Source organism: Mesorhizobium sp. WSM4830, assembly GCF_055811495.1.
In genome coordinates this window covers 34,702-49,071 of record NZ_JBVVQI010000010.1, presented here as the reverse complement: position 1 = coordinate 49,071, position 14,370 = coordinate 34,702, and the positions used below count along the sequence as shown (strand labels likewise).

Annotated in this window: 16 protein-coding genes; 5 read left to right on the top strand and 11 right to left on the bottom strand. The window is 62.5% G+C overall.

All coding sequences use genetic code 11. The features are described from left to right. Window position 1: 1 nt before the first annotated feature. Complete coding sequence (locus tag AC0L2Y_RS14975) at window positions 2-1,189, bottom strand: MFS transporter (protein ID WP_473557295.1); 1,188 nt, start codon at window positions 1,187-1,189, stop codon at window positions 2-4. Window positions 1,190-1,367: 178 nt separating this feature from the next. Between AC0L2Y_RS14975 and AC0L2Y_RS14970 the strand changes: the two genes are divergently transcribed. After that, a complete protein-coding gene (locus AC0L2Y_RS14970; RefSeq protein WP_292663948.1) occupies window positions 1,368-1,943 on the top strand; it encodes a TMEM175 family protein in 576 nt (191 codons plus the stop codon). Window positions 1,944-1,950: 7 nt separating this feature from the next. Here AC0L2Y_RS14970 and AC0L2Y_RS14965 read toward each other — a convergent pair whose 3' ends face one another. Next, window positions 1,951-2,232, bottom strand: a complete 282-nt coding sequence (locus tag AC0L2Y_RS14965; protein WP_023721174.1) for a hypothetical protein — start codon at window positions 2,230-2,232, stop codon at window positions 1,951-1,953. Window positions 2,233-2,361: 129 nt separating this feature from the next. Here AC0L2Y_RS14965 and AC0L2Y_RS14960 point away from each other — a divergent pair, with 129 nt between their 5' ends. Further along, window positions 2,362-3,225 carry an SDR family NAD(P)-dependent oxidoreductase gene (locus AC0L2Y_RS14960; protein ID WP_473557291.1) on the top strand — a complete coding sequence of 288 codons (864 nt, stop codon included), beginning with the start codon at window positions 2,362-2,364 and terminating at the stop codon, window positions 3,223-3,225. 51 nt (window positions 3,226-3,276) lie between these two features. On the opposite strand, the gene AC0L2Y_RS14955 is transcribed toward AC0L2Y_RS14960, so the two are convergent. From AC0L2Y_RS14955 to AC0L2Y_RS14945, 3 genes are all read right to left on the bottom strand, one after another. Next, complete coding sequence (locus AC0L2Y_RS14955; protein WP_352490368.1) at window positions 3,277-3,708, bottom strand: low affinity iron permease family protein; 432 nt, start codon at window positions 3,706-3,708, stop codon at window positions 3,277-3,279. 84 nt (window positions 3,709-3,792) lie between these two features. Then, complete coding sequence (locus tag AC0L2Y_RS14950; protein ID WP_473557289.1) at window positions 3,793-4,434, bottom strand: DapH/DapD/GlmU-related protein; 642 nt, start codon at window positions 4,432-4,434, stop codon at window positions 3,793-3,795. 96 nt (window positions 4,435-4,530) lie between these two features. Continuing rightward, window positions 4,531-5,019 (bottom strand): CreA family protein, encoded by a 489-nt coding sequence (locus AC0L2Y_RS14945; RefSeq protein WP_352912770.1) that lies wholly within the window; start codon window positions 5,017-5,019, stop codon window positions 4,531-4,533. Window positions 5,020-5,223: 204 nt separating this feature from the next. On the opposite strand from AC0L2Y_RS14945, the gene AC0L2Y_RS14940 reads away from it, so the two are divergent. Continuing rightward, entirely contained in the window at window positions 5,224-5,802 is a 579-nt protein-coding gene (locus AC0L2Y_RS14940) for an SCO family protein (RefSeq protein WP_473557287.1), read from the top strand. A gap of 11 nt (window positions 5,803-5,813) precedes the next feature. Next, a complete protein-coding gene (locus tag AC0L2Y_RS14935; protein ID WP_473557285.1) occupies window positions 5,814-6,686 on the top strand; it encodes a 50S ribosomal protein L11 methyltransferase in 873 nt (290 codons plus the stop codon). A gap of 39 nt (window positions 6,687-6,725) precedes the next feature. Here the strand turns inward: AC0L2Y_RS14935 and AC0L2Y_RS14930 are convergent, their stop codons facing one another. Further along, window positions 6,726-6,905 (bottom strand): hypothetical protein, encoded by a 180-nt coding sequence (locus AC0L2Y_RS14930; protein WP_473557284.1) that lies wholly within the window; start codon window positions 6,903-6,905, stop codon window positions 6,726-6,728. A gap of 200 nt (window positions 6,906-7,105) precedes the next feature. On the opposite strand from AC0L2Y_RS14930, the gene AC0L2Y_RS14925 reads away from it, so the two are divergent. Then, window positions 7,106-8,950 (top strand): aminopeptidase P family protein, encoded by a 1,845-nt coding sequence (locus AC0L2Y_RS14925; RefSeq protein WP_473557281.1) that lies wholly within the window; start codon window positions 7,106-7,108, stop codon window positions 8,948-8,950. Here AC0L2Y_RS14925 and AC0L2Y_RS14920 read toward each other — a convergent pair. The 5 genes from AC0L2Y_RS14920 to ligA form a co-directional block, all read right to left on the bottom strand. Beyond that, the gene (locus tag AC0L2Y_RS14920) at window positions 8,940-9,830 is read right to left on the bottom strand and encodes a LysR substrate-binding domain-containing protein (RefSeq protein ID WP_473557279.1); all 891 of its coding nucleotides are present in this window, start codon (window positions 9,828-9,830) and stop codon (window positions 8,940-8,942) included. The two genes, AC0L2Y_RS14925 and AC0L2Y_RS14920, sit on opposite strands and share 11 nt — an antisense overlap. A 316-nt stretch (window positions 9,831-10,146) precedes the next feature. Beyond that, window positions 10,147-10,443, bottom strand: a complete 297-nt coding sequence (locus tag AC0L2Y_RS14915) for an AzlD family protein (protein ID WP_473557277.1) — start codon at window positions 10,441-10,443, stop codon at window positions 10,147-10,149. Further along, window positions 10,440-11,165: an AzlC family ABC transporter permease gene (locus tag AC0L2Y_RS14910; protein WP_473557274.1), complete on the bottom strand. Its 726-nt coding sequence runs from the start codon at window positions 11,163-11,165 to the stop codon at window positions 10,440-10,442. Before AC0L2Y_RS14910 ends, AC0L2Y_RS14915 begins: the two co-directional genes overlap by 4 nt. 120 nt (window positions 11,166-11,285) lie before the next feature. Continuing rightward, the gene (locus AC0L2Y_RS14905; RefSeq protein ID WP_473557272.1) at window positions 11,286-11,978 is read right to left on the bottom strand and encodes a DUF2461 domain-containing protein; all 693 of its coding nucleotides are present in this window, start codon (window positions 11,976-11,978) and stop codon (window positions 11,286-11,288) included. Continuing rightward, the gene (gene ligA, locus AC0L2Y_RS14900) at window positions 11,978-14,185 is read right to left on the bottom strand and encodes an NAD-dependent DNA ligase LigA (protein WP_473557270.1); all 2,208 of its coding nucleotides are present in this window, start codon (window positions 14,183-14,185) and stop codon (window positions 11,978-11,980) included. Before ligA ends, AC0L2Y_RS14905 begins: the two co-directional genes overlap by 1 nt. Between the last annotated feature and the right edge of the window lie 185 nt (window positions 14,186-14,370).

Sequence of the window (14,370 nt, the reverse complement as noted above, 5' to 3'; positions counted from 1 at the left end):
CTCAGCGCGCGTATTTCGCGCCAAAGCCGAGCGCCACCAGGGAAAAGACGACAATCATGCCGGCAAAGGCCAGGCTTGCCACGGTCGCGCTTGTCATGGTCGACAGGACGCCGATGCCGATCACCGGCAGCGCGTTGCCGCAAAAACAGCAGATGAAGAAGGCCGAGACGACTTCCGCGCGCCGGTCCGCCGGCGCGATCTCGTTCACCACTTGCAAGCCGCCGCGATAGCCAAGCGCTGCCGCCACGCCGCACAAGGCGGTCCCGGCAATCATTATGGCCATCGATGCGAAGACCTGCGCCGCAACAATCAGCGCGACGGTTGGGATCATCAGCGCAAGCGCCACGAACATCGCGGCTCGGCTCGAAAGTCGTGCCGTCGCTACAATGGTGGCGGCCGTCACGATCGCCAATTCAAAGAACAGAGCGCCGGCTTCGGCATGATTGGTTACCTGCAGCTGCTGCGCCAAAATGCTCGGTGCAAGTGCTGCATAAAAGCCGACCAGCGCCATTGCGCCGAAGCCGGTCACCGCCGGCGCAACGAAACCCGCGCGGATGTCATCGGGCACGGAAAGCCGCGGCCGCATCGAAACGTCAGCCAGTTTCCCCCGCCGCGAAACGGTTTCCCGCGTGCGCCAGACCAGCAGGGTTACAGTCGCGAGCATCGCAAGGTAGGCGACGAATGTCAGCCTGAGCGGCCAAGGCGCGTATTCGGCGAGCAACCCGGCTCCCAGCGCACCAAGGCCGAGGCCGAGAAAATTGGTGCTGGTGGCAATCGTCGCCGCCTGTGACTTGTCGTCGGTCGGGAGCAATTCGGCGAGCCAGGCGGTGCCGGTACCCGCGCCGACCCCGATTCCCAGTCCGCTCAGAATTCGGGCGACGTCGAGCCAGGCGACATTTTCGGCGAACAGGAAAACCACCGCGCTGACAACGGCCACCGCCATCCCGGCCAATGCCATTGGACGGCGCCCGATGACATCGGACACACGCCCCAACATCAGCAGCGCCGCCAGATTGCCGATGACATAGACGGCGTAGACCAGCGTCAAAGTGATCTGCGAGAAGCCGAAGACCTGCTTGTAGATGATGTAAAGCGGCGTCAGCGCCGTGCTGCCGGCGAAAAGAGCCGCGATCATGGCGGCCACGGCGGCCGCTGCAGCGCGGCCGCCGAGTTCGTGATCGCGCGTCATGACTCGAGCGTGAGCTGTCATTTTTTTCGACCTTTTGCTGTTCGGGATCTGACGTCCTAACGCCTTTTTCGCGTCAGCCGTTCCCCCTCCCCGGCTTGCTCCTGACAAGTTTGGCAGCTTTGCCGATGGCGCTGAGCGAAATCATCTTTTAACTTCAGCGGATTGTCAGGGGAGATTCATGGGCAAGGGACGGGTCGAGGCATTCACCGATGGCGTGGTCGCCATCATCATCACCATCATGGTGCTGGAATTGAAGGTGCCGCATGGCGAGGATTTTTCCGCGCTTGCACCACTCTGGCCGATATTCCTCAGCTATGTGCTGTCCTTCATCTATGTCGGCATCTACTGGAACAATTTGCACAACATGTTCCATGCCGTTCAGCGGGTCGACGGCCGCGTGCTGTGGGCGAACCTCAACCTGTTGTTCTGGCTGTCGCTGATGCCGGCGACGACAGCCTTCATGGGCGAGAACCATTTCGCGCCGGTGCCGGTCGCCGTCTATGGCATCGGCCTGGCGCTCTGCGCCGTCGGCTTCAACATCCTCACCATGGCCCTGCATCGGCTGCACGGCAGCGAGACCCTTTTCGCCAGGGCGTTGGGCAATGACCTCAAGGGAAAGATCTCGCTAGCCCTCTATATCTCCGGCGTCGCACTGACCTTCGTCAATCACTGGATCGGTGTCTCGATCTACGTTCTCGTGGCGCTGATCTGGTTAGTGCCGGACAGGCGCTTCGAGCGGCTAATCGAGAAATAGGACTCGTTTAGCCCCGCATTTCTTTCAGCTTTTCCGCTACTGATGCGGCAAGGTCGGCGTAGCGCTCCTCCAGCCGCTCGGCCGCCTTGATCACTGAAAAATCATGGCCGAATTTTTCCAGCGCCATACGCAGCTTTTCGACGAACTCCGCCTGTTTTTCGAGCGCCGAAAACAGCGTTTTCACTTGCGCTTCGCTGATGTCGGGATTGGCAAGCATTTGCGGCACTTCGCGGCTCATCTGGTCGCCGGTTGCGGTCTGTTCTTTCAGGATCTCGATCCAGTCGGTCAATCGTCAGTCTCCTTTTTCGATATCAGCATGCGCAGCGCCCGCCGACGCGGTCAACCCGAAGATGCCGGCATCGGCTTGCGCGAGCCTCGTTCCGCGCTAAGTTCGCCGCGGCCAGAACAGGAGAAATTCATGACCACCGACGCCGAGATCCAGACCGCCCTGCCCGCACTTGCCTCCGGTAATGTCGCCGTCATCACCGGCGCAGCCAGCGGCATCGGCCTTGCTGCGGCCAAACGGCTGGCGGCGATGGGCATGAAGATCGTGCTGGCCGATATCGGCGGCGCACGCCTCGATGAGGCCCGACACGCCATCGCCGCCATCGCCGGCGACAGCGCCGTGCTTGCCGTGGCCACCGATGTCTCGAAAGCCGACGACCTCGACCGGCTGGCCAAAAGGACATCCGCCACTTTCGGCGACGTGTCGCTGCTGATGAACAATGCCGGCGTCGGCAACAACCCCGGCAAGCCCTGGGAGAACCGCGACGCCTGGAAGCGGCTGCTGGAAATCAATTTCTGGGGTGTCGTGCATGGTGTCGAGGCCTTCGCGCCGCGCATGCTGGCGGCGGGAAGGCCGGGCCTGATCGTCAACACTGGCTCCAAGCAAGGTATCACCACGCCGCCCGGAAACCTCGCCTACAACGTCTCCAAGGCTGGCGTGAAGACCTATACCGAGGGTCTTGCACACGCTCTGCGCAACGAGCCCGGCGCCAACGTCGCGGCGCATTTGCTCATTCCGGGGTTCACTTTTACCGGCCTGACCGAAGGTGCGACCGAAAAGCCGGCCGGCGCCTGGACCGGCGAGCAGGTCATCGACTTCATGCTCGCCTCGCTGCGGCGCGGCGATTTCTACATCCTGTGTCCCGATAACGAGGCGACCCGGTCCATGGACGAAAAGCGCATGGCCTGGGCGATTGGCGACATCATCGAGAACCGCCCTGCCCTGTCGCGCTGGCACCCGGACTACAAGGAAGCCTTTGCGGCATTCATGAAATGATCCCGCGACCGTTCGCGTAAGCTCTGTTGGGAAGCCGAACAACAAGCTCGCTCACGCCGCCGTATGCTTCTTAGTGTTGCGCTTCTTAGCAACGGCTTTTGCTGCGGCCATGTCGGCGATCTGTTCGTCGTGCCGCTTCGCCGCTCGTTCACATTTGGCGCGGATTTCCTCGACTTCGGATTCGGTCAGGTGTTCGATGCCGATAAAGGTATTCTTGGCTTTGCTGACGCGGATCAACTCGTCGAGCTTGGCCTGGATCGCCGCACTGTCGCGGTTCTGGGTGTTCTGGATGAGAAACACCATCAGGAAGGTGACGATCGTGGTGCCGGTATTGATGACGAGCTGCCACGTGTCGGAAAAGCCGAAGACCGGACCGCTTACCGCCCAGACCACAATGATCAGGAAACAGACGGCAAACGTCGGTGGCAGACCGGCAAGATGGGCGACATAGTTGGCGATCCTGGTGAACAGCTTCTCGATCATGGCAGGGAGAAACAATCGGCAGCTGCCTCAAGTTCCCTGCGGGGGTGGAATTCACGGTCAAACCGCGGGCCGCGCTTGCAAAGATCAGGTGGCGTCGTTTTCCCAGCGGTCGAGGAAAGCTTCGATGGGCAAAACCTGCATGTCGGGGACTGCCCTGGCCAGTTTCTCGACCGGCCAGTCCCACCAGGCGAGACGTTCGATCCGGGCCGCAGTTTCCGCGCTGAAGCGCTGCCGCAATGGCCGGGCCGGAACGCTGGCGACGATTGCATAGGCCGGCACGTCTCGCGTCACCACCGCATTGGCACCGACGATCGCGCCATTGCCGATCACTACGCCAGGCATGATCACGGCGCCATGGCCGATCCAGACATCATGGCCGATGCTGACGGCTTTCGCCCGCCGCCGGTCGCGGAACGCCTGATCGACACCCAGCCAGCGGAAATATTCGTTGGGCCGATAGCTGATCTTGTGCTGCGTCAGCCGCTCGACCGGATGCTCCAGCGCATTGATGCGGCTGTTGGCGGCGATCGAGCAGAATTTGCCGATCGTCGTATAGATCGCCTCGGCCTGGCGCTCGAAGTAGGAGAAGTCGCCGACCGTCACCTCGCGCAGGATGACCCGCTCGCCGATCGACGCATAGCGTCCAAGCTTGCACGCCTTCAACTCCGCCGTCGGATGGATGCGCGGCTCGGGATCTTTCAGGACAAGGTGTTCGGGACGGTCCATGCGGACGCTTTACGCCCGCGCGCATAGTCTCGCAAGCCGAGTACAGCGCCGCGCATCCGTCTGGACGCGCCAAGGACCCTGTAGCACCTTCAGTCTCTATTTCGGCTTGCCGCTGGTCCACACCACGTTCTGGCCGTAGAGCGGCACGGTGGTGACCGACATTTTTGCCGAGCCATCCTGCACCTGGCGCGAATGCGAGAGGTAGATCAGCGTCTCGTTGGCCTTGTCGTAGATGCGGTTCACCACCTGCTTTTTCCAGATCAGGCTGATGCCTTGCTTGAACACCTCCTCGCCGGCCTCGCTCATGTCGATGTCGCCAATGGTGATCGGCCCGGTCTGGCGGCAGGAGATCGAGGAATCGGACGGGTCCTCGAACCAGTTGCCTTTCTGCAGGCGGTCGATCACGCCGCGGTCGAAATAGGAGACGTGGCAGGTCACGCCCTCGACCTTCGGATCCTTGATCGCCTCGACGATGATGTCGTTGCCGAGCCAATCGACGCCGACCTTGCCGACTTCCTCGGCGACGGCCGAGCCGGCACCAATGACCAGGCATGCGGCCAACGCGCCGCCAATCAGTTTTCGCAAAGAGGCCTCCTGCGGTTCGAATTTTGCCGACCTCAGGTGGGACGAACGGCAGCGCTTTGCAAGCAGATCGCCTCCCACAGCATTGCCGGTTGCGGCAACGCGACATCTTTGCGTCGGCGCGACCGAACCGCTAAGAGTGTTCGCCAAGCCAGGGCTTCGCGGCGCCAACCCGGCGCCCGATGGAAATAACGACGGACTTCACTGATGATGCGTTCAATTCTGGTCGGTATTCTCGTCCTGATGGCCGCAGGAATCGGTTGGCTCACCTTCGACTGGTACCGCGGACATTATGGCGGCGAGCCGTTCGGAGCACCTTTCACGCTGGTCGACCAGAAGGGCGCGCCGGTCACCGAAGCCGCCTTTCGCGGCCACCCCAGCGTCGTCTTCTTCGGCTTCACGCACTGTCCGGAAGTCTGCCCGACCACGCTTTTCGAGTTGGCCGGCTGGCTGAAGACGATGGGCGACGACGGCAAGAACCTGCGCGCCTATTTCGTTACGGTCGACCCCGAGCGCGACACGCCCGAAATCATGAACACCTATGTCAGCAATTTCTCCGATCGCATCCTCGGCATATCAGGCGATCCGGACAAGGTCCACGCCATGGCCAAGTCCTTCGGCATCTACTGGAAGAAAGTCGACACGAACGACGGCGACTATACGATGGACCACACCGCTTCGGTGCTGCTGCTCAATGCCAAGGGCGATTTTGCCGGCACCATTGCCTATGGCGAAAGCCCGGACGCCGCGATCGCCAAGCTCAAACGGCTGGCGGCGAAAGGTTGACATATCCGGTAATGACGCAGACGCGTTTGTATTTCACCGCGGGCAAGATCGAGGCTGATCGCATCTTCGCGGCGCTCGGTGCGGCGTTCGACGATGAGGGCCTGCCGATTGCGGTGCTCGAGGTCGACGAGGACCGCGACATCCACGAAGTATCGCTCTATGCCGACGACGACGTCGACGCGGTCGAGGCGCGGCTCAGGGACATCCTTGCCGGGCTGTCGCTGTCGAAACCGATAGCGCGCGAAGCGCTGCCCGACATCGACTGGGTGGCGCGCTCGCTGGAGGGATTGAAGCCGGTGCGGGCCGGGCGCTTCTTCGTCCATGGCGCGCATGACCGCAGGAAGCGCCACAGCGGCGAGCTCGCCATCGAGATCGAGGCCGGCCTTGCCTTCGGCACCGGCCATCACGGCACCACCGCCGGCTGCCTCGAAATGTTGGAGCAGGTCATACGGCGCGAGCATCCGCGCAACGCGCTCGACCTTGGCACCGGCAGCGCGGTGCTCGCCATCGCGGTGGCCAAGCTCGCGCATATTCGGGTGCTGGCGACCGACATCGACCCGGTCGCCGTCAAGGTGGCCGCCGCCAATGCGCGGCTGAACCAGGTCAAGGCGCTCGTCGAAACGGTGGCGGCGCCCGGTTTCCATCATCCGATCTTTGCCGCGCGCGCCCCCTTCGACCTGATCGTCGCCAATATATTGGCGCGGCCGCTGATGCGTCTGGCGCCGCAAATGGCCGGGCATATCGCGCTGGGTGGCTCGATCGTGTTGTCGGGCATCCTCGAGCGTCAGCGCGACGCGGTAATCGCGGCCTATGTCGGCCAGAAACTCCGGCACGTCCGCACCTTGCACCGCGAGGGCTGGGTGACGATTCACCTCAAGCGCTGAAGCGCGACGCTTTCAAGCGAAGCCGGAATTCGCCCAGATTTAGCGCGAGTTCGCCGCTTTCTTCAGCTCTTCGCGATCGTAGCCGTGAGCTTTCAGCGTTTCGTCATCAAAGCCAAGCAGAACGCCGCTCACATACCTGCTCGCCTCGCGCTGGCGAGCTTCGATCAGCGCGTTCACAGCGTTTCTGAAAAATCCGCGTCTGGCTGAAATCGTGGACATGACAGTCTCCTTTGCAGAGCAATAGGACTCTTCCTCCACGTGAAGAAGGTAAGCCCTGCTGACGCTTTTTGAAATCGCCGATTCTGCATGGCGTCCATGCGCAAAGAGACACGCAGCAACCGGGAATGATCGTTCCGAAAATCGATTCCGATTTTCGAAGTCATGCGCTACGGTCGCGCCAGCATTCGAGGAGAGCCGACATGTTCCAGACCTTCGATTCCGCTGGCGATCCGGCCGTTGGCAAGCCGCGCGTGGCAATGCTGCGCCAATGGTTGGCGGCGAACGGGCTGGATGGCTTCATCGTGCCCCGTGCCGACGAGCACCAGGGCGAATATGTCGCCGACCGCTCTGCACGGCTGAAATGGCTGACCGGCTTCAGCGGCTCGGCCGGAGTCGCCATTGTGCTTGGCGAGCGCGCCGTCATGTTTGTCGACGGGCGCTACACGCTGCAGGCGCGCCAGGAGGTCGATCTCGACATCTTTTCGATCGAGAGCCTTGTCGACAACCCGCCGGCCAACTGGATCAAGGACAATCTCGGCAAGGGCGTGCGGTTGGGCTTCGATCCGTGGCTGCATACGATCAGCGACGTCAAGGCCCTGAAGGCCTCGGCCGAGAAGTCCGGCGCGATACTGGTGTCGCTCGAAGAGAATCCGATCGACGCGATCTGGCAGGACCAGCCCGGGCCGCCACTGGCGCCGGTCGAGATCCACCCGATCGGCTTTCCCGGCGAACTGGCCAAGGACAAGCTGGTGCGGCTGGCGGCGGCCATCGAGAAGGACGGCGCCACCCATGCCGTGCTGACCGACCCCTCTTCCATCGCCTGGGCCTTCGACATTCGTGGCGGCGACGTACCGCACACACCGCTGGCGCTCGGCTTTGCCGTGCTTGCCGCTGACGGGTCGAATCTGCTTTTCATGGACCAGCGCAAGTTTTCGCGCACCGCCGCGGCCTACCTGACGCAGCTCGCCGAATTGCATGAACCCGGTGAATTCGAAACGGCAATCGTCACCCTGGCCAAGGGCGGCGCAAAAATCGCGCTGGACCCGGTTCTAGCGGCGGACAAGCTCAGGATGCTGGTCGAGGATAATGGCGGCACCGTCATTGCCGTGCCCGATCCGGCCCGCATTCCACGCGCAACAAAGAACAAAGCCGAGATCGCCGGCGCACGCGCCGCGCATCGCCGCGACGGCGCCGCGGTCGCCAAGCTGCTGTGCTGGCTCGACCGCCAGAAGCCCGGGACGCTCGACGAAATCGCCGTTGTCACCAGGCTTGAGGAGACGCGCCGTCAGACCGGCGAAGAAACACAGATGCCGCTGCGCGACGTATCGTTCGACACCATCTCCGGCGCTGGTCCTAACGGCGCCATCATGCACTACCGCGTCTCCCGCGCCACCAATCGCAAGCTGGGGGATGGCGAGCTGTTCCTGCTCGATTCCGGCGGGCAGTACCAGGACGGCACCACCGACATCACCCGCACGGTGCCGATTGGCGCGCCTACGGAAGAGATGCGCGAACGCTTCACGCTGGTGCTGAAAGGCATGATCGGCATCTCCATGCTGCGCTTCCCCAAGGGCACGCGCGGCTCCGAAATCGATGCCGTGGCCCGCCTGGCGCTGTGGAGACACGGATGCGACTTCGCCCATGGCACCGGACACGGTGTCGGCTCCTATCTTGCCGTGCATGAGGGCCCGCAGCGTATCGCCAAGACCGGCACCGAAAAGCTGCTGGCCGGCATGATCGTCTCCAACGAGCCCGGCTATTACAAGGAAGGTTCCTACGGCATCCGCATCGAAAATCTTGTCTTGGTGACGCCGGCTGAGACGATCGAGGGCGGCGACATCGCCATGCACGGCTTCGAGACACTGACGCTGGCCCCGATCGACAAGCGGCTGGTCCGGTCGGACCTTTTAACCCGCGACGAGTTGCATTGGCTCGACGAATACCACGCGCGGGTGCTGGCCGAGATCGGACCGATGCTCGACGGCGAGACGCTGGCCTGGCTGGAAAAGGCAACCGCCCCGCTGCCGCACGACCTCAAGCAATAGTCGCGGCCGCAACGCCGGTTGACAGGCTTTGCTCCGCAAGCAGTTCCTGCAAAGCCGTGACGTTGGGAGAGCCGGCTCCCTTGCGCCAGAACAACACCGTGACGGCGTTGTCTTCGTCAGCGGGCAGTTCGTGCAGCTTTAGCCAGCGGCTCTCCGGGAAACCCGAAAGCACGCTTTTCGGCATCAGCGCTATGCCCATGCCAGCCACCACGCAACCAAGGATGGCATGGTATGAACCAAGCTCGATGGTTTTCTCGGCCATGAACCCTCTGCGCGCATACCATTGTTCCAGCCGCTTTCGGTGCGGGCAGCCATGCTCGAAGGCTATCATGGTTTTGGGCATGTCCAGGCGGTCATCGATCGAAACGCGCGATGCCGCCGAGACAATGACCAGCTGCTCCTGGAATGCTGACTGCTTTTCGAACGGAGCGTCGGCGATCGGCTCGGCGGCGAAGGCTGCATCGAGTTCGCCGGCAAGCATGGCGGTCGCGAGAACCTGCGGATTGCCGGTGCGCAACTGGATTTCCACTTCGGGATAACGTGCGTGATAATCGGCGAGCAGACTTGGAAGCCGGGCCGCGGCGGTGCTCTCCATGGCACCTAGGCGAAGCGTGCCGCGCGGGCGTGGATCGAGCATCGCCATTCGCGCCTCCTCCGCCAGCGCCAGCAGCCGATCCGCATAGCCGACCAATTTGTGACCGGCCGGCGATACGTGCAGGCGCTTGCCCTCCCGGATAAACAGCTGCACGCCGAGATCCTCCTCGAGCTGCCGGATGCGTGTGGTCACGTTCGACTGCACGCGAAACAGTTTTTCCGCTGCCCTGGTGATTCCGCCCTCGCGCACCACCGTGCGGAAGATGCGCAGATCGGCCAAATCCATACATCTCTCCTGGAGAACATAACGATCTTAATTATTCATTTTAGCTGATTATGCCTTTCCCGTAAATCGCCGGTGTAGCTGCCGATCAACACGGCAAACCAGGGGAGATGGAAATGTCGCGTGAGCCCTTCGGCATCCAGCCGATCGATCTAAGCGCATTGACGCCGAAGCAGCGCGAAGCGCTCTATAGCGACGCCGTGCGTTGCGCCCGCCAGGAGAGAGCGGAGGCGATCCGGCTGAGCCTGTTGCGGGTCGGCGCGGCAGTAGTCGCTACGGCAAAGCGCATGTGTGCTCTCGCCGCCAAGGCAAGAGTCGATCAGCCGACGAGCTGCCGCGCGAGGATCAGCACGGCAGCACCCGCCAGGAACATCGCCATCAGCCCGCCGCGCAGCGAGACCAGGCCGGCAACGATCAAGGCTGCCCATTCCGCCGGTCCGGCGCTGAGCGCCGCCGGCGCCACCAGCGTGGTCAGCACCGCCGCCGGCACGGCGTTGAGCCCGGCCTCGACGCGCGGATGGATATGATCGAAGCGCGAGATCACCAGATGACCGCCGATGCGGGTCAGATAGGTCGCGATCGCAGCGGCGATGATGATCCACAAGGTCGTGCTCATGGCCGTGCCTCGACACCACTGTGGCGAGGCGGCAGGAGGACGGCGAGCAGCACGCCGGCCAGTGCACCTATGGAGACATGCCAGGGCGAGCCGACCGTCTTGTAGGCAATGATGGAGGCGGCAGCGCTGGTGACGACCACCGGCAGCCACAGCGGCCGCTTGCGGAAGCTCATGACAAGGCCAAGAAAATAGATCGGCAGCAGGAAGTCGATGCCCAGCGCATGGGTGTCGGGAATAAGCTTGCCGAACATCGCGCCGAGCGCGCTTTCGATGACCCAGAACACATAGACCGGCAGCCCAAGGCCCATATACCAGGCGAAGCCGAAGGTCTCGCCGGCCTCCGCCTTGCGCTCGGCCACCGCGAACTGCGGATCGGTGAGCACGAAATAGCCGATCGCCTGCTGGATCAGCGGCCAATGCGCGATGCGCCGGCCGATGCCGGCCGAATAGAGCACATGGCGAAAATTCACGGCGAAGATCGACAGCACGATCAGCCACGGCGCGACATGCTGGCCGAACAGCTCGATGCCGACCATCTGGCTGGCGCCGCCGAACACCGTTGCGCTCATCAGGAACACTTCGAGCACGGAAAACCCGTTGTCGACTGCGAGCGCCCCGAACAGCAACGCAAACGGCGCCGACGCGACCACGACGGGCATGCTGAGCCGCACGCCGTCCCAGAAATCGCTTTTCGCACTTTCGGAGATTGCTTCCGCCGACATCGACCGCTCCTTGGGAGGCCGTATGTAGGGAGGGCGGTCCGGCTTGTCACACCAATTCGCTTGACGCAAACGATCAGCGGAAGTGATGGCTGAGGCGTCGCGGCAAGGGCGCTTCCGTGCCTAGCGCGGCGAAGCCTTGCCTTCGATCGCCCTGCCCCAGTCGAGCAGCGGTTTTGCCCGCATGACGAAGTCGACGAGTTCGTCGACCAATCCAGCTCCGTAGATATCCGCGGGCTCGATTGCGTGCCGGACGGCAAAATGGCGGTTGCGGATCGCGGCAGCGAGATCGGGCTCGGCGATATGCTCGAAGCCACGCGGCGTGCGCTTCATGCAGCCGTCCGGGTCGAGCTCGAGGCCGTTCTTCTTCAGCGCCGCGACGAGGGCGCGGAATTCAGCGGGCCGTTTCGCGATCGCGTTGCGCAGCGCCAGCAATAGCTCGGGTCCGGGCTGCCACCAGGCAACGGCGGCAAAGCAGCGCTCGAGCCCGATATGGACGTAAAACACGCCCTGTTCCATCTTGGTGCCGTCTGGCGAAAGGATCGCCGACAAATGCCGGTTATAAGGCCGTTTGTCCTTGGCGAAACGCACATCGCGATTAATTCGGAACAGCGATTTCTTGCGGTCGCCGCGCAGGCCGAGCCCCGCGGCCGTGAAGCGCTCGGAGAGCGTTTCCACCAGATCGCCGAAGGGATCGCGCAGGTCGCGTTCGAAAAGGTCGCGGTTTTCCAAAAACCACTCCCGGCTCTGATGAAAATCCAGCGCCTTGAGGAAGGGAATGGCCTTTTGCCCAAAACCGTTGAACGCAGCCGCCATCACCCGCCCTTGCCGATCCGCTGCAGCCAGGTGTCCTCGTCGATCACCTCGATGCCGAATTTGGTCGCATCTTTCAGCTTGGAACCGGCGCCTGGCCCTGCCACGAGGAGATCGGTCTTCGCGGAAACCGAGCCGGCGACCTTCGCGCCTAGACGTTCGGCCATCGCCTTAGCCTCGGGGCGCGTCATCTTTTCCAACGTGCCTGTAAACACGATGGTCTTGCCGGCGACCGCACTATCGGCTGAGACGTTCACGATGTACGGCTTCGGGTGGACCTGTGTGAGCAGCGCTTCAAGCACGGCGTCGTTGCGTTCATTGCCGAAGAAATCGCGAAGCGCGCCTATCACGGTATCGCCGATGCCGTTGATCGAAGGAAAAACGGTGTGTGGATCGGCTGCCGCTGCTGTCTCCTTGCCAATGCGGATCAACTCCTCGATCGTCGAGAAGGTTCGGGCCAGCACAGCGGCCGTCGTTTCGCCGATATGGCGGATGCCCAGCGCAAAGATGAAGCGATCGAGTTCCGGTTCGCGGCGAGCGTCGATGGCAGCGAAGAGCTTGTCGAGGCCGTCGTAGTTGCGTTCCTCGACACTGCGTACATTCTTGCGCGTCTTGCCCGATGCGGCCTCACGCTGCCTGGCCTGCTCTTCCCGCCGCTCCGCCAGCGCCTTGGTGACGGCGGGACGGCGGTCCCTGAGAGTGAAGATATCGGCGGCTGTCCTGATCAACCCGGCATTGAAGAACAGGTCTATGTTTTCCGCGCCCAGGCCTTCGATATCCAGAGCGCCGCGCGACACAAAGTGGCGCAATCCTTCGATGGCCTGCGCAGGGCAGATCAGTTCGCCGGTGCAACGTCGGCGGGAATCTTCCTTGCCGGTCTTCTCGTTGATCTCGCGCGTCGCGGGTGAGCCGCAGATCGGACATTTGTGCGGGAATTCGTAGGGCATGGCATCTGGCGGACGCTTGTCGGCTACGACGCTCACGATCTGCGGAATGACGTCCCCTGCCCGCTGGATGACCACTGTGTCGCCGATACGCACGTCATAGCCGTCGCGGATCGGCTGGCCGTTGCTGTCCAGACCCTTGATGTAATCTTCGTTATGAAGCGTGACATTTTCGACCACGACGCCGCCGACCGTGACGGGCGCAAGCCGGGCAACGGGCGCCAGCGTACCGGTACGGCCGACCTGAATGTCGATCCTCAGCACGGTCGTCATCGCCTGTTCGGCCGGAAATTTGTGGGCGATGGCCCAGCGTGGTTCGCCGGTGACGAAGCCCCATCTGCGCTGCAATTCCAACTGGTCCACCTTGTAGACGACGCCGTCGATGTCGTAGCCCAGCGATGAGCGCTGGGTCTCGATTAGGTGATAATGCGCGACCAGTTCCTCGACCGACTTTGCCCGGACCATCAGCGGACTGACCTTGAATCCCCACTCCGCGAATTTCTGCACGGAATCGTATTGGGTCGGAGCCGGATCCTTTGTGGTATAGCCCCAGGCGTAGGCAAAGAATTTGAGATTGCGGCTGGCGGTAACGGACGGGTCCTTCTGACGGAGCGACCCGGCCGCCGTATTGCGCGGATTGACGTAATCCTGGCCGCCGATCGCCGCCGAACGTTGCTTCAGCGCCTCGAATTCCGCGTAGGTCATGTAGACCTCACCGCGTATTTCGATGACCTCGGGCCAGTCCGATCCCTTCAAGGTCTTGGGAATATCGGCGATGGTCTTGAGATTGGCGGTGATGTCCTCGCCGACGAAACCGTCGCCGCGCGTTGCCCCCTGTACGAACGCACCGCCTTCATACCGCAGGGAAGCCGATAGCCCGTCGATCTTCGGCTCAGCCGTGAAGGCGATGTTCAGATCCTTGTCGCGGTCAAAGAACCGCCGGCCCCGTTCTATGAAGTCCGCCACGTCCTGGTCGGTATAGGCCTTGGCGAGGCTGAGCATCGGCACCGCGTGGCGCACCTTGGCAAAACCTTCCGCCGGCGGCGCGCCGACCCTGCGTGAGGGCGAATCCTCGCGCACGAGATGCGGAAACCGCTGCTCGATGGCGAGATTGCGCCGGGTCAGCGCGTCATATTCCGCATCCGTGATTATCGGCGCGTCCTCGCCATGGTAGCGCCGGTCGTGCTCGGCGATCTCCTGCGCCAACCGCTTCAACTCGCTTGCCGCCTCGCTTTCGCTGAGCGAATCGACTGGTTTTTCGTCCATGCACTGCTCCCTCCACGGTGGCGCGACACAATAGAACAGGATTCTTTCATGAGGGAGAGACCAAACACGGAAAATCATTCCTGAACAGCAGGATGGCGCCAGACCCTGACTCAGGTCGCGAGCGCCGGAAACGAACTCGTCTAGAGCAATTCCAGGAAAAGTGTGAAACGGTTTTCCGTCCGGAA